The sequence below is a fragment of the Brevibacterium siliguriense genome, assembly GCF_900105315.1.
Taxonomy (GTDB): Bacteria; Actinomycetota; Actinomycetes; order Actinomycetales; family Brevibacteriaceae; genus Brevibacterium; species Brevibacterium siliguriense.
The window spans coordinates 2,489,564-2,508,440 of record NZ_LT629766.1 but is presented as its reverse complement, the minus strand read 5'-3'; the positions used below and the strand labels follow the sequence as shown (position 1 = coordinate 2,508,440).

Annotated in this window: 22 protein-coding genes and 1 pseudogene; 7 read left to right on the top strand and 16 right to left on the bottom strand. The window is 64.6% G+C overall.

Annotated elements, in window-relative coordinates; all coding sequences use genetic code 11:
• Positions 1-14: 14 nt before the first annotated feature.
• From BLU88_RS11085 to BLU88_RS11075, 3 genes are read right to left on the bottom strand one after another with little or no spacing between them, the layout of a single operon-like run.
• A complete protein-coding gene (locus tag BLU88_RS11085; protein ID WP_231939366.1) occupies positions 15-959 on the bottom strand; it encodes a TrmH family RNA methyltransferase in 945 nt (314 codons plus the stop codon).
• A 13-nt stretch (positions 960-972) separates the two neighbouring features.
• The gene (locus BLU88_RS11080; protein ID WP_092013706.1) at positions 973-1,809 is read right to left on the bottom strand and encodes a sulfite exporter TauE/SafE family protein; all 837 of its coding nucleotides are present in this window, start codon (positions 1,807-1,809) and stop codon (positions 973-975) included.
• 2 nt (positions 1,810-1,811) lie between these two features.
• Positions 1,812-2,597, bottom strand: coding sequence for an ABC transporter ATP-binding protein (locus BLU88_RS11075; RefSeq protein WP_092013705.1), 786 nt, complete (start codon positions 2,595-2,597; stop codon positions 1,812-1,814).
• 44 nt (positions 2,598-2,641) lie between these two features.
• Between BLU88_RS11075 and BLU88_RS11070 the strand changes: the two genes are divergently transcribed.
• Together BLU88_RS11070 and serB are read left to right on the top strand one after the other, a co-directional pair.
• Positions 2,642-3,367, top strand: a complete 726-nt coding sequence (locus BLU88_RS11070; protein WP_231939365.1) for a hypothetical protein — start codon at positions 2,642-2,644, stop codon at positions 3,365-3,367.
• 4 nt (positions 3,368-3,371) lie between these two features.
• Positions 3,372-4,055: a phosphoserine phosphatase SerB gene (gene serB / locus BLU88_RS11065; protein ID WP_092013704.1), complete on the top strand. Its 684-nt coding sequence runs from the start codon at positions 3,372-3,374 to the stop codon at positions 4,053-4,055.
• A 78-nt stretch (positions 4,056-4,133) separates the two neighbouring features.
• Here serB and BLU88_RS11060 read toward each other — a convergent pair whose 3' ends face one another.
• From BLU88_RS11060 to BLU88_RS11050, 3 genes are all read right to left on the bottom strand, one after another.
• Complete coding sequence (locus BLU88_RS11060; protein WP_092013702.1) at positions 4,134-4,640, bottom strand: SixA phosphatase family protein; 507 nt, start codon at positions 4,638-4,640, stop codon at positions 4,134-4,136.
• An 8-nt stretch (positions 4,641-4,648) separates the two neighbouring features.
• Entirely contained in the window at positions 4,649-5,407 is a 759-nt protein-coding gene (gene fabI / locus BLU88_RS11055; protein ID WP_039207537.1) for an enoyl-ACP reductase FabI, read from the bottom strand.
• 117 nt (positions 5,408-5,524) lie between these two features.
• Entirely contained in the window at positions 5,525-6,235 is a 711-nt protein-coding gene (locus tag BLU88_RS11050) for a beta-ketoacyl-ACP reductase (protein ID WP_092017425.1), read from the bottom strand.
• Between the two features lie 100 nt (positions 6,236-6,335).
• Between BLU88_RS11050 and BLU88_RS18725 the strand changes: the two genes are divergently transcribed.
• Genes BLU88_RS18725 through BLU88_RS11035 form a run of 3 tightly spaced genes read left to right on the top strand, consistent with a single transcriptional unit; the run spans position 6,336 to position 8,001 of the window.
• Entirely contained in the window at positions 6,336-6,893 is a 558-nt protein-coding gene (locus tag BLU88_RS18725) for a DUF3099 domain-containing protein (RefSeq protein WP_231939364.1), read from the top strand.
• Entirely contained in the window at positions 6,890-7,102 is a 213-nt protein-coding gene (locus BLU88_RS11040) for a hypothetical protein (RefSeq protein WP_092013700.1), read from the top strand. The genes BLU88_RS18725 and BLU88_RS11040 overlap by 4 nt, the downstream gene beginning before the upstream one ends.
• Positions 7,099-8,001 (top strand): SURF1 family cytochrome oxidase biogenesis protein, encoded by a 903-nt coding sequence (locus tag BLU88_RS11035; protein ID WP_092013698.1) that lies wholly within the window; start codon positions 7,099-7,101, stop codon positions 7,999-8,001. Before BLU88_RS11040 ends, BLU88_RS11035 begins: the two co-directional genes overlap by 4 nt.
• Positions 8,002-8,032: 31 nt before the next feature.
• Here the strand turns inward: BLU88_RS11035 and BLU88_RS11030 are convergent, their stop codons facing one another.
• The 10 genes and pseudogenes from BLU88_RS11030 to BLU88_RS10985 form a co-directional block, all read right to left on the bottom strand.
• Positions 8,033-9,631 (bottom strand): ABC-F family ATP-binding cassette domain-containing protein, encoded by a 1,599-nt coding sequence (locus tag BLU88_RS11030; RefSeq protein ID WP_092013696.1) that lies wholly within the window; start codon positions 9,629-9,631, stop codon positions 8,033-8,035.
• Positions 9,628-10,329, bottom strand: a complete 702-nt coding sequence (locus BLU88_RS19040) for a ribonuclease H family protein (protein ID WP_092013694.1) — start codon at positions 10,327-10,329, stop codon at positions 9,628-9,630. The genes BLU88_RS11030 and BLU88_RS19040 overlap by 4 nt, the downstream gene beginning before the upstream one ends.
• 217 nt (positions 10,330-10,546) lie before the next feature.
• Entirely contained in the window at positions 10,547-10,882 is a 336-nt protein-coding gene (locus tag BLU88_RS11020; RefSeq protein ID WP_092013689.1) for a metal-sulfur cluster assembly factor, read from the bottom strand.
• A gap of 180 nt (positions 10,883-11,062) precedes the next feature.
• Positions 11,063-11,341, bottom strand: a pseudogene (locus BLU88_RS19035) (iron-sulfur cluster assembly scaffold protein); the annotation flags it as partial.
• 28 nt (positions 11,342-11,369) lie between these two features.
• A complete protein-coding gene (locus tag BLU88_RS11010; RefSeq protein WP_092013686.1) occupies positions 11,370-12,620 on the bottom strand; it encodes a SufS family cysteine desulfurase in 1,251 nt (416 codons plus the stop codon).
• Positions 12,620-13,378 carry a Fe-S cluster assembly ATPase SufC gene (gene sufC / locus BLU88_RS11005; RefSeq protein WP_092013683.1) on the bottom strand — a complete coding sequence of 253 codons (759 nt, stop codon included), beginning with the start codon at positions 13,376-13,378 and terminating at the stop codon, positions 12,620-12,622. Before sufC ends, BLU88_RS11010 begins: the two co-directional genes overlap by 1 nt.
• 26 nt (positions 13,379-13,404) lie before the next feature.
• Positions 13,405-13,728 carry a non-heme iron oxygenase ferredoxin subunit gene (locus BLU88_RS11000; protein ID WP_092013680.1) on the bottom strand — a complete coding sequence of 108 codons (324 nt, stop codon included), beginning with the start codon at positions 13,726-13,728 and terminating at the stop codon, positions 13,405-13,407.
• Positions 13,725-14,900: a Fe-S cluster assembly protein SufD gene (gene sufD, locus BLU88_RS10995; RefSeq protein WP_092013677.1), complete on the bottom strand. Its 1,176-nt coding sequence runs from the start codon at positions 14,898-14,900 to the stop codon at positions 13,725-13,727. The genes BLU88_RS11000 and sufD overlap by 4 nt, the downstream gene beginning before the upstream one ends.
• A gap of 40 nt (positions 14,901-14,940) precedes the next feature.
• Positions 14,941-16,371, bottom strand: coding sequence for a Fe-S cluster assembly protein SufB (sufB, locus tag BLU88_RS10990; RefSeq protein WP_039207512.1), 1,431 nt, complete (start codon positions 16,369-16,371; stop codon positions 14,941-14,943).
• The gene (locus BLU88_RS10985; RefSeq protein WP_092013674.1) at positions 16,368-17,087 is read right to left on the bottom strand and encodes a helix-turn-helix transcriptional regulator; all 720 of its coding nucleotides are present in this window, start codon (positions 17,085-17,087) and stop codon (positions 16,368-16,370) included. The genes sufB and BLU88_RS10985 overlap by 4 nt, the downstream gene beginning before the upstream one ends.
• Before the next feature lie 137 nt (positions 17,088-17,224).
• Here BLU88_RS10985 and BLU88_RS10980 point away from each other — a divergent pair, with 137 nt between their 5' ends.
• Positions 17,225-18,142, top strand: a complete 918-nt coding sequence (locus tag BLU88_RS10980; protein ID WP_092013671.1) for an ABC transporter ATP-binding protein — start codon at positions 17,225-17,227, stop codon at positions 18,140-18,142.
• Complete coding sequence (locus BLU88_RS10975; protein ID WP_092013668.1) at positions 18,139-18,870, top strand: ABC transporter permease; 732 nt, start codon at positions 18,139-18,141, stop codon at positions 18,868-18,870. The genes BLU88_RS10980 and BLU88_RS10975 overlap by 4 nt, the downstream gene beginning before the upstream one ends.
• The last annotated feature ends 7 nt before the right edge of the window (positions 18,871-18,877 follow it).

Genomic DNA, 18,877 nt, shown 5'->3' with positions numbered 1-18,877 from the left:
GCGGTCGGCGACCGTCACCCTTCCTGCAAGGCGAAGCAGGTGACCGCCGAGGCGGCTGCGACGTTGAGGGAGTCCACTCCCCCGCTCATGGGGATCATCACGGTCGAGTCGCAGGCGGCGATCGTCGATCTCTTCAGCCCGTCGCCTTCGGTGCCGAAGACGACGGCTGTGCGTTCGGGGGCGGTGGAGGCGAATTCGCGCAGGCTCACCGAATCATCGTCGAGGGCCAGTGCCGCGACGTGGAATCCGGCTTTCTGGAGTTCGGCGATCCCACCGGGCCAGGACTCGATGCGAGTCCACGGCACTTGGAAGACCGTGCCCATCGACACGCGGATCGAGCGGCGGTAGAGCGGATCGGCGCAGCGCGGGGTGACGAGCACGGCGTCGGCGCCGAACGCGGCCGCGGAACGGAAGATCGCGCCGACGTTCGTATGGTCGACGATGTCTTCGATGACGACGATGCGCCGGGAGTCCTCGACCAAGGCGGCGACCGGGTCCAGGACGGGGCGGCCCATCGCGGCCAGAGCGCCTCGGTGGAGGTGGAATCCGGTCAGTGTTTCGACGGCAGCATCAGTGCCGATGAAGATCGGCACCTCGCTCTCAGAAATGATGTCGGCCAAGTCGAACAGCCATTTCGGGCTGGTCAGGAACGATCGAGGTGACAGACCGGCGGCGTGAGCGCGGCGGATGATCTTCGAGGATTCGGCGATGAACAGGCCTTCGGCGGGTTCACGCACGCGGCGAAGGGCGACGTCGGTCAGCTGCGTGTAGTCGCGCATTCCTTCGAGCCGCTCCTGCAGCCCGTCATCCGAACCGGCCCCAGAGTTCCCGGGTCCCACGCTGCCGGCAGACAGATCCGCTTCGTCGAAGAAGCGCAGACGCTCGACGGCGATCCCGAGTTCATCCGACCGGTCGATGACCTGCTGACGGGTCAGGGGTGCCTTTGCCGGAGTGTTCACAGCTGAATTCCGTTCACAGTGTGAGGATCCTCCAGATCGCGACGAGGCCGAGGGCGACGATGACGGCCCGCAGCAGCACCGGCGAGAACTTCCGGCCGATACGGGCGCCGAAGTACCCGCCGATGAGGGAGCCGATGGCGATGCAGATCACGGCGATCCAGTTGATCCGGTCGTGACCGACGATGATGTACGTGCTCGCCGAGACCGTGTTGACGACGAGGACGAGGATGTTCTTCAGCCCGTTGAGCCGCTGCAGATCATCGGGCAGCAGCAGGCCGAGCAAGGCGATGAGGATGATGCCCTGGGCCGCGGCGAAGTAGCCGCCGTAGATCGCGGTGAGGAAGACGACGATGAGCACGGCGATGTACCGACCTGTCGACAGCCGATCTCCCACCGAGGCGGCCCGATGTTCGACGCCGGCGGCCTCGGCTCGGCGCAGGGACCGGTGCTTCAGGTACCGCGAGAGATACGGCTGACCCACGACCATGATCAGAGCCACGACGAGGAGGACAGGCACGATTGTCTCGAAGGCGTCCTCGGGCAGGTGCAGCAGCAGATACGCCCCGGTCAGCGACCCGAGCAGAGAGGCGGGAACGAACCCGAGGATCCGTTTCCACTGACCACGCAGCTCTTCGCGGTACCCGAATGAGGAGGCGATGTTGCCGGGGATGAGACCGACCGCGTTGCTCATCGTCGACACCACCGGCGGCACTCCGAAGGCGACAAGCGCCGGGAAGGTGATGAGCGTTCCGGAGCCTACGACGGCGTTGATGCCGCCTGCCGCGATTCCGGCGACGATGACGAGGCCGATCTGCCACGGTTCGAGGCTCAGGTTCGCCAGAAACTCCATGCTCAGAGAGCGGAACGTGCGTGGTAGCGCTGACCGTCGCGGGTGAGCTTGACGTCGATGCCGAAGGTGGCAGCGAGATTCTCCGCCGTCAGGGTCTCTTCGATCGGACCGGCGGCCAGATCAGTGCCCTCCGACAGCAGCAGCACATGCGTGATGCCCGCCGGTATCTCCTCGACGTGATGAGTGACCATGATCGTAGCCGGTGCCCACTTCGACGACAGGATCTCCGAAAGCGCTCCGAGCAGCTCCTCACGCCCGCCGAAGTCGAGTCCGGAGGCCGGCTCGTCGAGGAGCAGCAGCTCCGGGTCGGTCATGAGTGCACGCGCGATCTGCACACGCTTACGCTCGCCCTCGGACAGTGTCCCGAAGGTGCGATCGGCCAGATGCGTGATGCGGAACGCGGCCAGCAGATCGTGGGCGCGTTCGATGTCGTCCTGCTCGTACTCCTCCACCCAGCGTCCGGTGACGCCGTACGCGGCGGTCAGCACGGTGTCGAGGACCGCTTCGGAGCTCGGAATCCGGTTGGCCAGAATCGTCGACGCATAGCCGATGCGCGGACGCAGCTCGAACACGTCGACGCGCCCGAGCTGCTCCTCGAGGATGTTGACCGTACCTGTAGTCGGATGCATGCGACCGGCCGCCAGTTCGAGCAGGGTCGTCTTGCCCGCACCGTTGGGTCCGAGCACCGCCCAGTGCTCGCCTTCGGCGACGGTCAGCGAAAAATCGTCGAGGAGGAAATTGCTCCCTCGGCGCACGGACACAGAATCCAGATTCAGGACTTCACTCATATCCTCAGACTCTATCGCAGACGGGCCGTCTATCCTGGTTCGACATGGACCTCACGACCGACTCACTGCTGCTGACCCTTGCGCTCAACCACCGTCTGCGCTCAACCCTGCCTCCTGACGAGGTCACCTCTGCGTTCCTCGACGATGATCGTGATGTTCCTCTCATCTTCTCCGATGAGGTGTTCGGCTCGTCCGTACCCACCGGTCTGCTGCTGTTCATCGCCGAGGCTGCCGCCTATGGAATCACCCATGCGCGCTTGGCGCTCCACCACCCGTCCCTGCCGCATACGACTCCCCCGGTCGATCGCACCGCCCGGACGAAGGTCGGACGCCACACCGCCCCCGTTGTCCTTCACCGCGGTGACGAACAGGCCGCGATCGCCCTCATCGGCGCCGAGGCGAACGTGGAGATCCTCGCCTGCCGACCCACCGTCTTCCGCCCCGTAACGGTCGGCACCGCTGCGGAGGCGCTGCGGCGTCTGCGCCTGCTGGTGATGGAGGGCCTGAACCTCATCGAGACCATCGACGTCCCGAGGAATGGCGGCAGGGACCGTGGCGCGACTGGCAGGAGGAGCTGTCGACGCTGCACCCGATCTCCCGGCTCATCCCCACCGAGGCGGATTCCCGAGCGATCTACGCCGCCCTCGACATCCACCACCGGATGCGCAGCGTGCTGGCCCCGGCCACGGTCGCTCCGCCCCAGTTCGGTGCGCTGCTGTCTCAGCTGCACCCTGCGGCCGCGGACTACATCATGGCTGTGGCTACGATGAGGGGGTGAATGAGACGCCCCAGGCCAACGCCTCCCAGAACCCCGTCCAGCTGCTCGTCATGGACGTCGATTCGACGTTCATCAACGAAGAGGTCATCGATCTCATCGCCGCCCACGCCGGAGTCGGTGATCAGGTCGCGAACATCACCGAACGCGCCATGGCAGGCGAACTCGACTTCGCCGAATCCCTGGCCGAACGAGTCGCCCTGCTGACCGGTCTGCCGGAGACCGTGCTCGATGAGGTGCGTGCACAGATCACCATCACCGAGGGGGCCGCGGACTTGGTCACGGCCGTGCACTCCTCCGGTGGCCAGGTCGCACTCGTCTCGGGCGGCTTCACCGCCATCATCGCTCCCGTGGCCGCACGGTTGGGCATCACCGAAGTCTTCGCAAACGGACTCGAAGTCGATGACGGGAAACTCACCGGGCGGACGAACGGCCGCGTCATCGATCCGAGCGCCAAGGCCGAGATCTTCGAGGATCTGCTGGCCGCCGGCGGGTACGATCGTGCCGCCTCGGTGGCGGTCGGGGACGGTGCCAACGACATCGGCATGATAGAAGCCGCCGGTCTCGGAATCGCCTTCTGCGCGAAACCGGCTCTCGTCGCAGCAGCCGATGCGTCCGTGGAGACCCGGGACCTGCGTGCCGTGATCGACCTCGTGGCTGCCCAGACAGACGGGTCTCACTGACTGAAGACGACTGTGGCCCTGATGAATCAATCATCAGGGCCACAGTCGTCGTCGAATCGGTCGGTGCTCGGTGTAGCTTCAGACCCCGTGGAAGACCCGGATCTGCGGAGCCGGGTATGCGCCCGGCTTCACGTCCCAGCTCTCGAGGTCGAAGACCGCGATCGAGGAAGGACGGAACGCGTCGGGAACCCCACCTTCCGGGTTGAGGTGGCCGACCATCTCGGAGACGGTCGGCTGGTGGCCGACGATGTACGCGCACTGCGCATCCGCAGGGATCGAGTTGATCGCATCCAGCCAGTCGTCGACGGACCCGGAGTACAGCGAGGGATCCTCGCGCAGGGTCAGGTCACCCGGTTCATCGAGGGTTCCTCCATGAGCGCGGTTGACTGCTTCGACGACGGCCTGCCCGGTCTGCACGGTGCGCCGGGCCGCCGAGGCGATGACCACATCGGGTGACCACCGCTCGGCTATCTCAGCTCCGGCTTCGACCGCTTGAGCCAGACCCTTCGCGTCCAGGGACCGCTCGAAGTCGGTCGGACCGTGCGCTTCCGCCTTCGCATGGCGGGCGAGGATGAGCACAGGCATGAGTTGTCTCAGGCTCCGGTGGAGTGGAATCCGCCGTCGACGTGGATCATCTCGCCGGTGGTGGCGGGGAACCAGTCGGAGAGCAGGGCGACGATGGCCTTGCCGGCAGGGGTGGTGTCCTTCTGATCCCAACCCAGGGGCGCGCGGTCGCCCCACATGTCCTCGAGGGTCTCGAAGCCGGGGATGGAGGTGGCGGCGGTGGTCTTCAGCGGTCCTGCCGAGACGAGGTTGACGCGCACACCGTCTTCGCCGACGTACTTGGCGAGGTAGCGCGCGGTCGATTCGAAGGCGGCCTTGGCCACACCCATCCAGTCGTAGACCGGCCAGGAGATGGTCGCGTCGAAAGTCAGACCGACGATTCCTGCGCCCTTGTTGAGAACGGGCTTCGCGGCCACAGCGATGGCCTTGAGCGAGTATGCCGAGACGTGGATGGCCGCGGACACAGAATCCCACGGGGTGTCGAGGAAGACTCCGCCGAGTGCGTCCTTCGGAGCGAAGGCGATGGCGTGGACGATTCCGTCGATGTTGCCGCCGAGGCGCTCGGGCAGAGCGGCGAGGTCCTCTTCGTTCGTGGCGTCGAGTTCGATGACCTGCGGAGTCTGGGGCAGGCGTTCGGCGATCACCTGGGTGATCTTCATCTGGCGGCCGAAGCTCGAGAGGATGACCTCGGCTCCCTGTTCCTGTGCGATGCGGGCAGCGGCGAAGGCGATCGAGGCCTCGGTGAGCACGCCGGTGACGAGAATGCGCTTTCCGTCGAGAATTCCCATGGTGGTCCTTTCGAAAGGAGGGTGGTTGCGTGTGCATGACGCCGCTTCAGGCGGCGTCTCTGTGTTGAAGTCTACGGGTTGTGGCCCGGCGAGGCCGCATCGTCTGCGGCCTCCGACTCAGTGGCCCATGCCCAGTCCGCCGTCGACGGGGATGACGGCACCGGAGATGTAGGCGGCTTCGTCCGAGGCCATCCAGCGCACGACCTTGGCGACCTCTGCGGGTTCGGCGAAGCGCTTGGCCGGGATCGTCGATAGGTATTCTTTCTGCTGCTTCTCGCTGAGCTCATCGGTCATATCCGTGCGGATGAAGCCCGGGGCGACGACGTTGGCGGTGATTCCGCGGGAACCGACCTCGCGGGTGATGGAGCGGGCGAAGCCGACGAGTCCGGCCTTCGAAGCCGAGTAGTTCGCCTGGCCGGGCACTCCGTAGAGTCCCGATACCGAGGAGATGAGGACGATGCGGCCCTTCTTCGCCCGGATCATGCCAGTGATGCCGCGCTTGACAGTGCGAAAGGCGCCGGTGAGGTTCGTGTTGATGACGGATTCGAATTCGTCATCGTTCATCCGCATGAGCAGGTTGTCGGCCGTGATTCCGGCATTGGCCACGACGATCTCGACGGGTCCGAGCTTGTCCTCGATCTCGGTGAACGCCCGATCAATCGATTCGCTGTCGGTGACATCGGCGGCCACGGCAAGGGCACCTTCCGGGGCCTGACCGTTGCGGGAGGTGACTGCCACCTTGTCCCCCTGGGCGAGGAATTCCTCGGCGATGGTGCGACCGATTCCGCGGTTGCCGCCGGTGACGAGGACTGTGCGTGGTTCTGACACGTTGGTCTCCTGTTGATCGACTGTGTTCTTCAAATCTATCGTGGACAAACCTATCCTGTCCTTTGGCCGATGGATACGACTCTCACAAAGGACGAGTATCATGTTTGGCAGTCATCGATCGAAGAAGGATATGGTCAGGCACGCTCAGCAGATCACAACGGCAGACACCGCACTTGATGATGATATGCGGTCTCGGATCATCAAGTATTCGATCACCATGGGCATCAGGACGGTCTGCTTCGTGGCCGCCTATTTCGCTTTCGTCGCCGACCTGCACATCCTCATGTGGATCTGCGTGGCCGGCGCGGTCGTTCTCCCCTACCCTGCGGTGATCTTCGCCAACGCCGGCCGCGAACGCACTCGCGATGATCGCTCCGCACTGCTGGACCAGGCTCCGCTGACCGAGTTGCCGCCGGCTCGCGGTGAGACGATCTCCGGCGACACCCTCTCCGGGGAGACGGTCGGTGATGAGACAGCCGATGACACAGACCGCGATGGTGACGCTTCGAACGAGGCCGGACCCGGCGCGGACGAATCCGGACCAGACGACCAAGGCGAAACGGTTCCGGACGAGACGGCCCCCGGTGAAACGATTCCAGGTGAGACCATCCTCGGTGAGACCGTGGACGACAACGACGACAGGAGTGACCAGGATTGAGCGAGCAGCTGCAGTGTTCCGCGAAGGAATGCCGGGCGTTCGCGGCCCGCGCCCTGCTGTGGAACAACCCACGCGTCCACACTCCCGAGCGGAAGAAGACGTGGTTGGCCTGCGATGAGCACCTGGACTATCTGCGTGACTTCCTGACGCTGCGCGATTTCTTCATCACCGACGTCTCCGTCGACGAGATCCCGGAGGATGCAGGTTGAGCCGCTATTCCTTCCTCTTCTCCGCACGCTGGCTCAAATACATCGCCATGGCGATCATCGTCATCATCGCCTGCGTGTTCCTCGCCCTGTGGCAGAAGGATCGCCGCGATCAGCGCGAGCAGGAGATCGCCACGATCACCGCGAACTACTCTGCCGACCCCGTCGACATCTCCTCGGTGCTGCCGACACCGAACTCCACTCTCGAGACCACCGACGAGTGGACCCAGGTGGAGCTGACCGGAGAGTTCTCCGACGAGGACTCCGTCCTTGCGCGAAACCGCACTGTCGGCGACAAGCCCGGATTCTATGTGGTCACTCCGTTCCAGATCACCGGCGGATCGACGATCGCCGTCGTCCGCGGCTTCACCGCCGAACAGGATTCCGTGCCGCCGGCACCGGAGGGCGAGCAGACCGTCGTCGCTCATCTGCGTCCCGCTCAGGACGGGTCCGAGGACGACAACCCGAAGGGCCTCATCAAAGCCATCGATCCCGCGCGGATTCCCGGAATGGATGACGCCTATTCGCACGTCTACGTCGAGGTCTCACCGGCAGAGACAGGTGGCGCCCCGGAAGACGGACTGACCACGCTTCCGATGCCCGAACTCGACCCGGGCAACCACCTGTCCTATATGCTCCAGTGGTTCGCCTTCGGAATCATGATCATCATCGCCGTGGTGGTCTCGGCCCGTCGTGAGCGCAAGGCCGCCGCCGAGGCGGTCGAACACAGCGATGCCGACGCCGAAATGGTCGTCATCGATAAGGCCGCCCTCGACGCGGGTGCGAAGATCAGCCAACCGGGCAGCCGCTACGGCCGCAACCGCTGGGCCTCGCCCACCATCCACGGGCAGGCCGAAGCCGATGAGGATGCTCTGTTCGAGGAGCGCTTCCGCTCTCAGTGAGTCGGCTCAGGCCAGCCGCGGTGAGCAGAACTCAGGCGAGCGTGACGAGGTCGAGGTACGTGTCGTTCCACAGATCCTCATCGCCGTCGGGCAGAAGCAGCACACGGTCGGGGTCGAGCGCGGACACCGCACCCTCATCGTGGGTGACGAGCACGATCGCACCCTCGTAGCGGCGGATCGCCGAGAGGATCTCCTCACGGGAGGCGGGATCGAGGTTGTTCGTCGGCTCGTCGAGCAGCAGCACATTCGCACTCGAGACCACCAGCGTGGCCAGCGCCAGACGTGTCTTCTCACCGCCGGACAGCACCCCGGCGGGTTTGTGGACATCATCACCGCTGAACAGGAACGACCCGAGCACATTGCGCACCGCGGTGTCGTCGAGATGCGGAGAGTTCCGTGACATGTTCTCCAGCACGGTGCGCTCGAGGTCGAGCGTCTCGTGCTCCTGCGCATAGTAGCCCAGCTTGAGGCCGTGCCCGGGGACGACTTCTCCGGAGTCGGGTTCGTCGAGTCCGGCAAGCAGACGCAGCAGCGTCGTCTTGCCTGCGCCGTTGTAGCCGAGCACCACGACTCGCGTGCCCTTGTCGATCGCAAGATCGACGCCGGTGAACACCTCGGTCGAACCAAAGCTGCGTGAGAGACCCTCGGCCGTCAGCGGTACGCGACCGCAGTCAGCCGGGGCCGGGAAGCGCAGGTTCGCGACCTTCTCCGTGGCGCGTTCGTCCTCGAGCCCGGCAAGCAGTCGATCGGCACGTTTGGCCATCTGCTGTGCGGCGACGGTCTTCGTCGCCTTCGCCATCATCTTGTTCGCCTGAGCGTTGAGTGCCGCGGCCTTCTTCTCTGCGTTGGCACGTTCACGGCGACGACGCCGCTCATCGTCCTCACGCTGTTTGAGGTAGAGCCGGTAGCCCATCGAATAGATGTCGATGGTCTGACGTGTGGCGTCGAGGAAGAAGACCTTGTTGACCACTTCGTCGATGAGGTCGAGGTCGTGGCTGATGATGATCAGTCCACCGGAGTACGCCTTGAGGTGGTCACGCAGCCACAGCACGGATTCAGCGTCGAGGTGGTTCGTCGGTTCGTCGAGGATCATCGTGTCAGGGGCGGAGAACAGGATCCTGGCGAGTTCCACGCGGCGGCGCTGTCCGCCGGAGAGCGTTCCTATCTCCTGGCTGATCAGTGCTTCGTCGAGGCCGAGGTTCGCGGCGATGGCAAAAGCTTCGGACTCGGCGGCATAACCTCCGGCGGCGATGAATTCGGCTTCGATTCGCGGGTAGCGGTCGATGGCCTTCGTCGCCACCTTCTCATCCGGTGAGGCCATCTGGCGTTCGGCCTTGCGCAGTCGTTTGACGAGGACGTCGAGGTCGCGCACCGAGAGGATGCGTTCCATTCCGGTGGCGGTGAGGTCACCGCTGCGAGGGTCCTGCGGCAGATAGCCGACGGTGCCCGAAATCGACACGGACCCGGATTGAGCTGGGTGTCCGCCCATGATCACCTTGGTCAGGGTCGTCTTGCCGGCGCCGTTGCGACCGACGAGACCGACACGGTCGCCCTTGTCGACGCGGAAGGACACCTCGGACATGAGGGTGCGGGCGCCGACGGCGACTTCGAGGCCGGAGGCCTGGATCATTCTGTCTCCAAACTGCGGCCGATGAGTTCGGCCAGGAATTCTTGGGGGTGGATGCCGCGGGCCTGAGCCCGGGCGACGAGTTCATCTGCGACTGAGGACGGCACACGGCAGGACACGACAGTGGTGTTCGGCCCGGCTGCTGCGGTCACGGACCGGAGGGAAACATCGTCCTGACCAACAGTTTCCGTCGGGTTGTCTGCCGGTTCATCGTCGGCCGTCGCGGTCGGCGTCCCCGCGGGGACGTATCCGGGGCCTTCCGGCACAGGAGTGCCTTTTTGAAAAGCTGTGGCGGCCGCACGTGCGCGATCATCGGCAGCCTCATTGAGTTCGTGGTTGTTGTGGCCCTTGACCCACTCGAACTCGACCGTCCGCCCGCTCAGCGCTTCGTCAAGGGACGCTAAGAGGTCCTTATTGAGGACTTCTTTTCCATCGGCCTTCTTCCACCCTTTGCGTTTCCACCCCGGCAACCACTTGGTCAGGGCGTTGATGACGTACTGCGAGTCACAGTATATCTTCAGCCCGTCGTCGCTGTCTGCGGTCGACCAGAGCAGGTCGAGGACGGCCATGAGCTCGCCGCGGTTGTTCGTCGCGTTCTTCCACCCGCCGGCGCGCCAGGAAGTGTCGTCGATGTACCAGGCCCACCCGGCGGGTCCGGGGTTGCCGAGTGCCGATCCGTCGGCGGCAGCGATGATCGTCAATGGTTCTCCTTGGAAAGTCGGATTCCATTCTTTCACGCCGCTCTCGGGTTCGCGGTCCGCGGGGCGGTGATCTCTGCGACCCTTCCCGGAGACGCATGCCGGATCCGACGACGATCGCCGAGGCGAGGTGACCTTCTCAGGTCGCCCCGCCTCGGCGATGTGAACGTCGGCGTCCCTGCGGGGGACACCTGTCTGCTCGACTCAGTCGATGATGGTCTCAGATATTGAAGCCCAGGGCGCGCATCTGCTCGCGTCCGTCCTCGGTGATCTTCTCCGGACCCCATGGCGGCATCCAGACCCAGTTGATCCGATAAGCCGGCACGATTCCCTCGAGCGACTGTGCGGTCTGATCCTCGATGACATCGGTCAGCGGGCAGGCCGCCGAGGTCAGGGTCATCTCGATCACGGCGGTGCCGTCGTCTTCGACCGAGAGTCCGTACACGAGTCCGAGATCGACGATGTTGACACCGAGCTCGGGATCGACGACGTCCATCATCGCTTCGCGCACTTCGTCGACGCTGGCATTCTTCGGTGCGTCAATGACTTCAGGCATTGTGTTTCTCCTCACGAGCTGCTTGTGCTTGGTTGAGTGCGTCCTTGAACGCCATCCATGCCAGGAGAGCGCATTTGATCCTGGCCGGGAACTTCGACACTCCGGTGAACGCCGCGGCGTCCCGAGAATCGACTCATCCGCCTCCATTGTCCCACGGGAATGCATGAGTTCGTGGAACGCGCCTTCGATCTCGAGCATCTGCGCGACGGAGGACTCGGCGGCCAGCTCGGAGAGCACCGAGGCCGAGGCCATCGAGATCGAACAGCCGTCGCCGGTCCACCGCACCGCGATCGTGCCGTCCTCACGCAGTTCGATCTCGAGCTCGATCTCATCACCGCACGTCGGGTTCACTTGATGCGAGTACCCGTGCGGTGACTCTGCGGCGTCACGGAGCAGTTCGGTGTTGCCGATGCGTGCCCGCGACTGGTCGAGGATGACCTGTTGGTAGAGCTGCTGCATCTGTGTGCTCATCGATTCGCTCCCCTCCTCATGCGACTCCGAAGAAGGGCCGCACTTCCGCCAGAGCGGCGAGGAAGCGGGTGCAGTCTTCGACGTTGTTGTACAGGTACGTGCTCGCCCGCGTCGAGGCGGTGACCCCGAAACGTCGGTGCAGCGGTTGGGCACAGTGGTGGCCCACTCGCACGGCGATGCCCTGCGAGTCGAGATACTGTCCGACATCGTGGGCGTGCACGCCGTCGACGTCGAAGGCCACAGTTCCGATCCGGTCTTCGTCCTCGCCGAGGATGCTGATTCCGGGGATCTGCCCGATCCCGTCGAGGAGGACTCGGGCGAGCTCCTTCTCATGCTCGAGAACATTGTCCAACCCCACCTCGGTGAGGTAGCCGATCGCGGTCGCGAAGGCCGCCACCTCGGCGACCGGCTGGGTGCCGGCCTCGAAGCGCTGCGGTGCGGGCATGAACTCGGTCTCCTTCATGGTCACCGTGGTGATCATGGATCCGCCGGTGAGCACCGGCGGCAGAGCGTCGAGCAGTTCGGACTTGCCCCACAGCGCACCCAGACCGGTGGGGCCGAGTGCCTTATGAGCCGAGAATGCGGCGAAGTCAACGTCGAGGGCGACGAAGTCCACGGGCATATGCGGCACGGACTGGCAAGCATCGAGCACGACGTACGCTCCGACAACACGAGCCCGTTCGACGAGGCGGTCGACCGGGTTGATCGTGCCGAGGACATTGGAGACGTGCGTGAAAGCGAGCACCTTCGTCGTCTCGTCGACGATCGTGTCGAGATCAGTCAGATCGAGCTCACCGGAGTCGGTGACCGGCAGCCAGCGCAGCTGCGCTCCCGTGGAGGCAGCCAGCTGCTGCCACGGCACGAGATTCGCGTGGTGCTCCATCTCGGTCACGACGATCGAGTCCCCGGGGACGAGGGCGAAGCGTTCTGCGTCGTCTCCCCCGAAGCCGTGGCTGGCCCGATCCATGCCGAGGGCCACGATGTTGAGTGCCTCGGTCGCGTTCTTCGTCCAACACACCTGCTCCGGTGCCCCGCCGACGAGTCCGGCAGCGGCGATCCGACCGTTCTCGAAGGCGTCGGTGGCCTCGACGGCCAGGGAGTGCGCACCTCGGTGGACGGCGGCGTTGCGCTGCTGGAAGTACTCGACGAAGGTGTCGATGACGCACTGCGGCTTCTGCGATGTCGCTCCCGAGTCGAGATACGACAGCGGCGACTCCCCCACCCTCACATCGAGGATCGGGAAGTCGCCCCTCAGACGTGAGAACATCAGACGCCGGCGGTGAAGAAGCGGTCGTAGCCTTCGTTCTCGAGGCGTTCGGCCAGTTCCGGTCCGCCTTCCTCGGCTACCTTGCCCTTGATGATCACGTGGACGTGGTCGGGCTTGATGTAGTTGAGGATGCGCGTGTAGTGGGTGATGAGCATGATGCCGACGTCGGTGGCGTCCTTAACCCGGTTGACGCCTTCGGACACGATGCGCAGCGCGTCGACGTCGAGGCCGGAGTCGGTCTCGTCGAGGACGGCGAACTTCGGCTTGAGCATCTCGAGCTGCAGGATCTCGTGACGCTTCTTCTCGCCGCCGGAGAAGCCTTCGTTGACGTTGCGCGAGGCGAAGGCGGGATCCACACGGAGGTTCTCCATGGCCTGCTTGAGGTCCTTGGTCCAATTGCGCAGCTTCGGAGCCTCACCGTCGATGGCGGTCTTGGCCGAACGGAGGAAGTTCGTCACGGTCACGCCGGGAACCTCGACGGGGTACTGCATGGCCAGGAACAGTCCGGCCTTGGCACGCTCGTCGACGGACATCTCGAGGACGTCCTCACCGTCGAGGGTGACCGAACCGGAGGTCACTTCGTACTTGGGGTGGCCGGCCAGGGCGTAGGCCAGGGTCGACTTGCCGGAGCCGTTGGGGCCCATGATGGCGTGGGTCTCGTTGGAGTTGATGACGAGGTCGATGCCGTTGAGGATGGGCTTGAGGCCGGTTTCGGTGTTGACACCGACGTGCAGGTCTTCGATCTTGAGAGTGGACATAATGATCCTTCTTCTTCGGTCTTGAGTCAGTTCAGGGTGGTGTTCGGGTCGACGAGGATGCGGCCGGCGATCTCTTTGCAGTCATAGACCGCGACGGGTTCGAACGCCGGCGGATTCACCGGCTTGCCCGTGTTGAGGTCGAACTGAGAGCCATGCAGCCAGCATTCGATGGTGCAGTCCTCGACGTCTCCTTCGGCCAGCGACACCTCACCGTGGGTGCACAGGTCGTCGATGGCGTGGATCGTGCCGTCGGAGTCGCGAGCGATGCAGATCTCGTGCTCGCCGACCTCGATGCGCATGGTGCCGCCGGGGGCCACCTCGTCGGTGGCCGCCACGTCGATCATGGTCACAGAACACTCCGGGACAGTTCGTCCTCGATGCGTTCGTTGAGCACGTCTTCGATCTCGGGCACCTGGATCTTCTGGATCACTTCGTTGAAGAATCCGCGGACCACGAGCTGACGAGCGACATCCTCGGGGATGCCGCGGCTCATGAGGTAGAACAGGTGCTCCTCATCGAAGCGTCCCACCGAGGAGGCGTGGCCGGCACCGGCGATGTCGCCGGTCTCGATCTCGAGGTTCGGCACCGAGTCGGCACGGGCACCATCGGTGAGGATGAGGTTCCGGTTGAGCTCGTAGGTGTCGATGTCGAGGGCTTCGGGACGGATGAGCACATCGCCGATCCACACGCTGCGCGCATCCTTGCCCTGCAGAGCACCCTTGTAGTGGACGTTCGACTGGGCCTTCGGCGTATTGTGGTCGATGTAGGTGCGGTGCTCGAGGTGCTGACCGGCGTCGGCGAAGTAGAGTCCGAGCAGTTCGGCCTCTCCCCCGGCTGCTGAGTAGCGCACGTTCGTGTTCAGACGCACGACGTCACCGCCGAGGGTGATGTGGATGTGCTTGAACTTCGCGTCCTTGCCCACGATCGCATCGTGCTGACCGAGGTGCTGGGAGCCGTCGTCCCACAGCTGCAGCGACACGAAAGTCACGTCCGCACCATCGCCGATGACGAGGGAGACGAGTTCGGAATACCGGGCCAGTCCCTCGTGTTCGACGACGATGGTCGCCTTCGAGTTCGCTCCGACGGTGACGACGACATGGCCGTGGCCGAGTGCCTCGCCGGTGCCGTCTGCGTGGATGATCGCGGCCCGCTCGAGTTCGGTGTCCGCGGGGATCGAGTAGTGAGTCACCGCGGAGGCGCGGTTGGCGGCGACGGCCGCGGCGCGGTCCTCGGGCTCGAGGATGCCCAGCTCCTGAGCGGACTCGAGCGAGATCTCCTCGACGGACAGCCCCTCGGGCAGATCCGATTCGAACTTCAGCTTCGCCTCGGTGGCGGTGTCCTCGAAGAACTCGCTGAACTTGCGCACGGGAGAGAAGCGCCATTCCTCCTCCCGGCCGGTGGGCACGGGGAAGTCGGCGACATCGAAGCTGCGGGTGCGCGCATCGCGCTTCGAATCGGGCACTTGGACCTCGGAACCGTGCGAATGCTCCGAGAGGCCAAGCGGGTTGGTGGTATCAGTCACAGATTTACTCCTTTGAGTGCAGTGGGCGCCGGGCCGGGTCTCAGCCGACCGCGCCTTCCATCTGCAGTTCGATGAGGCGGTTGAGTTCGAGGGCGTACTCCATCGGGAGCTCACGTGCGATGGGCTCGACGAAGCCGCGCACGATCATCGCCATCGCCTCGGTCTCCTCCATGCCGCGGGACATGAGGTAGAAGAGCTGATCCTCACTGACCTTCGACACTGTGGCCTCATGGCCGAGTGTGACGTCGTCTTCGCGGATGTCGATGTAGGGGTACGTGTCCGAACGGGAGACGTTGTCGACGAGCAGGGCGTCGCAGAGGACATTGTTCGACGAGCCTTCGGCGCCCGGATGGACGTGGACGAGTCCCCGGTAGCCGGCGCGGCCGCCGCCGCGGGCCACGGACTTCGACACGATCGACGAATGGGTGTGCGGAGCTGCGTGGACCATCTTGGCACCGGTGTCCTGGTGCTGTCCCTCGCCGGCGAAGGCCACGGACAGCGTCTCACCGCGGGCGTGCTCACCGGTCAGCCAGATGGCCGGGTACTTCATGGTCACCTTCGAGCCGATGTTGCCGTCGACCCATTCCATGGAGGCGCCCTCTTCGGCGATGGCGCGCTTGGTGACGAGGTTGTACACGTTGTTCGACCAGTTCTGGATCGTCGTGTAGCGGACCTTCGCATCCTTCTTCGCGATGATCTCGACGACGGCCGAGTGCAGGGAGTCGGTCTTGTAGATCGGAGCGGTGCAGCCCTCGACGTAGTGGACCGAGGAGCCCTCGTCGGCAATGATGAGCGTGCGCTCGAACTGGCCCATGTTCTCCGTGTTGATGCGGAAGTACGCCTGCAGCGGGATCTCGACGTGGACGCCCTTGGGGACGTAGACGAAGGAACCGCCGGACCAGACAGCGGTGTTCAGAGCGGCGAATTTGTTGTCGCCGGATGGGATGATCGACCCGAAGTACTCTTCGAAGATCTCCGGGTGCTCGCGCAGGCCGGTGTCGGTGTCCATGAAGATGACACCCTGAGCCTCGAGCTCCTCGTTGATCTGGTGGTAGACGACCTCCGACTCGTACTGAGCGGCGACTCCGGCGACGAGGCGCTGCTTCTCGGCCTCGGGGATGCCGAGCTTGTCATAGGTGTTGCGGATGTCCTCGGGCAGGTCCTCCCAGGACGTCGCCTGTCCCTCGGTGGAGCGGACGAAGTACTTGATGTCCGCGAAGTCGATTCCGGTGAGATCGGCGCCCCAGTTCGGCATCGGCTTCTTGTCGAACAGACGCAGAGCCTTGAGTCGACGCTTGAGCATCCACTCCGGTTCGTCCTTGAGCTTCGAGATGTTGCGGACGACTTCCTCGCTGAGACCGCGGGTCGCGGTCGCGCCGGCGTCGTTCTCGTCGTGCCAACCGTATGCGTACTGCCCGAGGTCTTTGAGCTCGGGATTCGCATCGATGATCCGATTTCCTGTGTCAGTCATCGTGAACCTCCTTGAGGTCGATCATTGCTGTGGATGAGTGGTCTGGTCAGTTCCGAAGTCGGAATGTGGGTGGTGCACACATGGTCGCCCTGCGCCAGCGACGACAGCCGTCGCACGTCGACACCGAGGTAGTCGGAGAACATCGCGAGCTCTGCTTCGCAGATCTCCGGGTACTCCGCCGCGACGGCCTGGATCGGGCAGTGTCCCTGGCACAGCTGCATCGCCTCCAACGGAGTTCCGGCCGCGACCGGGGTCGCCGAGGCGGCGTACCCTTCCCGTGTGAGTGCGGCGGCAAGTGCACGTGAGCGAGACGCCACTGTGGTACCGCCGCGCTTCTCGAGTTCCGGGCCGAGTCGGTCCCGCAGTCGGCCCACGAGGTCTTCGGTGAAGTCCTCCACTGCCGACTTGCCGTGCTTGTCCTCCATATAGCGCAGGATGTTCACGGCCAACTCGTCATAGGAATGACTGACCGAATCGTGTCCGGCCGTCGTGACCACATAGTGCCGGGCCGGTCGGCCCCTGCCCGCCTGTTTGCCGGCGAGCTCACGGACCTCGATGAGGCCTTCGCTCTCCAGCGCATCCAGGTGACGACGGATCGCGGCTGGAGTCAGCTCGAGGGCTTTGGCCAATGATGAAGCAGTGATCGGCCCTTCGTCGAGCACCGACTGGAAGACCTTCTGCCGGGTGCGGCGATCCTCCGTGTCGCTTGCAGCCATAATCCACCTCCTTGACTAACACAACAATATTGTTGCGTAATTTGTTTCGTAAAACTAGGTGAGCCTAACCACCGCTCGATTCCACCCCGTTCACCTGCTGTTTCGACACCCGTTTCGACGCGTCGTAGAATAGTCTGGTGTCATCTCCGGCCCTGACCATACGCGGTCTCCAATACTCCTACGGCGCTCACCGTGTCGTCGACGGAATCGACCTCACGGCCGAGACCGGATCCGTCCTCGGCGTTCTCGGACCCAACGGCGCAGGCAAATCCACGACCATCTCCCTGGCCGTCGGCACGCGACGTCCCGATTCGGGCACGGTGGAGATCTTCGGACACGACCCCGTCACCGACCATGCCACGACTTCACAGCTGGCAGGGGTCATGCTCCAGGATGGCGGGCTGCCGATGAGTTCGAAGCCGCTGCAGGTGCTCCGTCATCTGTCCTCCCTCTATGACAATCCCCTGCCGGTCGACGAGCTCGCCGAACCCCTCGGCCTCCATGATTTCGCGGGACGCACGATGCGCAGACTCTCCGGCGGACAGAAGCAGCGGGTGGCGCTGGCTGCGGCTCTCATCGGCCGGCCGCGTCTCGTCTTCCTCGATGAGCCCTGCGCCGGTCTCGACCCGCAGGCTCGTGAGGTCGTCCACAGCTTCATCCGCGATCTCGCCGACCGCGGGGTCGCTGTCGTGCTCACCACCCACGACCTTGCTGAGGCCGAGGAACTCGCCGACGAGGTCGTCGTCATCGATCGCGGACGGATCATCGCTCAGGGAGCGCCAGAGGAGCTGCGCAGCGCCTCCGCCGGGTCCCGGTCGCTGACGATACGCCTCGCCTCCCCCGTCCCCACTGCCCTCGTCGATCGGCTCACCGAGCTCGGTCCCGCCTCGGCACAGGGCTCACTGATCACCATCGACGGGGCACCTTCAGCGGCGCAGATCGCGGCCGCGTGCATGGCCATCGCCGAGGTGGGAGCGGAGATCACGGACATCGGCATGCAGAGACAGTCCCTGTCCGACGTCTTCTTCGAACTGACCGGGAGGCCGCTGCGATGACCTCGACACGCATCGTCTCGCAGGCGAAGTTCGAGACTCTGTCCGTTCTGCGCAACGGCGAACAGCTGCTGCTCTCAATCATCTTCCCCCTCGGCCTGCTCGTCTTCCTCGCGAAGACTCCCCTGCTCACGGGCCTCGGGATCATCGAGGCCGACGCGGATCCGCTGTCGATCGCAGTTCCCGGCGCGCTGAGCCTGAGCCTGGCCTCCAGCGCATTCACCGGTCAGGCGATCGCAACCGCCTTCGACCGCCGCTACGGAGTTCTGCGGCAGCTGGCGACGACTCCGCTGGGGACGAACGGACTCATCCTCGGCAAACTCGGCGCCGTCATCGTCGTCGTTCTCATCCAGTACGCACTCGTCTTCGCCGCGGCGGCCATTCTCGGCTTCCGAGGTCCCGTCGACATCCTCGGACTCTTCCTGGCCACGCTGTTCGGCACTGCCGCGCTGCTCTCGCTCGGCCTGCTCATGGCAGGCACGGTCCGCGCCGAGGCGACTCTGGCGGCGACGAACCTCATCTGGGTGCTCATGGCCGGCGTCGGTGGCCTCGTCATCGCCCATCCGGGAGAATGGGGAACTGTCGTGGGCTACCTGCCCTCCGGTGCGCTCGGCGACGCTATGCGGTCCGCCATCGGGGACGGCGGCACAGACATCAAGGCAATCATCGTCCTCCTGGTATGGGGGCTTGTGGGAACGCTTGCGGCACGCAGGTGGTTCCGTTTCGAATGAGGAGTGA

Coding starts and splice junctions, on each gene's coding strand:
- BLU88_RS11020 (WP_092013689.1), bottom strand. CDS start 10,882: ATGCCTGAAGTCATTGACGCACCGAAGAATGCCAGCGTCGACGAAGTG.
- BLU88_RS11010 (WP_092013686.1), bottom strand. CDS start 12,620: ATGTTCTCACGTCTGAGGGGCGACTTCCCGATCCTCGATGTGAGGGTG.
- BLU88_RS10975 (WP_092013668.1), top strand. CDS start 18,139: ATGACCTCGACACGCATCGTCTCGCAGGCGAAGTTCGAGACTCTGTCC.
- BLU88_RS11080 (WP_092013706.1), bottom strand. CDS start 1,809: ATGGAGTTTCTGGCGAACCTGAGCCTCGAACCGTGGCAGATCGGCCTC.
- sufB (WP_039207512.1), bottom strand. CDS start 16,371: ATGACTGACACAGGAAATCGGATCATCGATGCGAATCCCGAGCTCAAA.
- BLU88_RS11075 (WP_092013705.1), bottom strand. CDS start 2,597: ATGAGTGAAGTCCTGAATCTGGATTCTGTGTCCGTGCGCCGAGGGAGC.
- sufC (WP_092013683.1), bottom strand. CDS start 13,378: ATGTCCACTCTCAAGATCGAAGACCTGCACGTCGGTGTCAACACCGAA.
- BLU88_RS11060 (WP_092013702.1), bottom strand. CDS start 4,640: ATGCCTGTGCTCATCCTCGCCCGCCATGCGAAGGCGGAAGCGCACGGT.
- BLU88_RS11030 (WP_092013696.1), bottom strand. CDS start 9,631: ATGATCCAGGCCTCCGGCCTCGAAGTCGCCGTCGGCGCCCGCACCCTC.
- BLU88_RS10985 (WP_092013674.1), bottom strand. CDS start 17,087: ATGGCTGCAAGCGACACGGAGGATCGCCGCACCCGGCAGAAGGTCTTC.
- BLU88_RS18725 (WP_231939364.1), top strand. CDS start 6,336: ATGTTTGGCAGTCATCGATCGAAGAAGGATATGGTCAGGCACGCTCAG.
- BLU88_RS11070 (WP_231939365.1), top strand. CDS start 2,642: ATGGACCTCACGACCGACTCACTGCTGCTGACCCTTGCGCTCAACCAC.
- fabI (WP_039207537.1), bottom strand. CDS start 5,407: ATGGGAATTCTCGACGGAAAGCGCATTCTCGTCACCGGCGTGCTCACC.